The 517-nt window shown below is 58.2% G+C and carries 1 protein-coding gene; it reads right to left on the bottom strand.

What is annotated here, in order from left to right; all coding sequences use genetic code 11:
- Positions 1–517, bottom strand: a 517-nt coding sequence (locus AB0T83_RS20330; RefSeq protein WP_366195013.1) for an integrase core domain-containing protein, incomplete at both ends; no start/stop codon positions are given.

Below are 517 nucleotides of genomic sequence, written 5' to 3'. Positions count from 1 at the left end.
AGATCTTGCAGATGTATTCGTAAGGCGTAAGCCCGCTGAGGGTCTTGAGCCTGCGGGCGAAGTTGTAGGCTGCGATGACGTCGGCAAGGTGTGTTCGCAACTGGTCGTGGTTTTCGTAGTGGAAGCGTTTGACGGTCGCCTCCTTGATCGTGCGGTTCATTCGCTCGACCTGGCCGTTTGTCGGGAAATCAGTCCACTGGACTGATTTCTGATCCTCCAAACTCCACGGGTGGTTTGGCCTGGTCAGTCGGTGCTCGATCTCATTTGCCTCACAGATCATGTCGAACCGCATCTGCCGTGAATATGCTGTGTTCCGGTTGCGGGGCTGCGCGGCGCACTGGATACCGTTGCCAATGGTCGCTCGGACCGGTGGCGCGATCATTGGCAACTCGGTGAGGATCGTGTGGATGCGACAGGGGACGGCCTCGAGCAGGTGTTCGAGGAACTCCCAGGCGGTCTTGCGATCTGCCTTGTCCACGAGTTGGGTGACTGCGAATTTGCTGGTCCGGTCAATGCC

The organism is Meridianimarinicoccus marinus (assembly GCF_040689105.1).
Lineage (GTDB): Bacteria > Pseudomonadota > Alphaproteobacteria > Rhodobacterales > Rhodobacteraceae > Meridianimarinicoccus > Meridianimarinicoccus marinus.
Note: the sequence above shows the minus strand (reverse complement) of the source record. Positions and strands in the feature narration are given on the sequence as shown.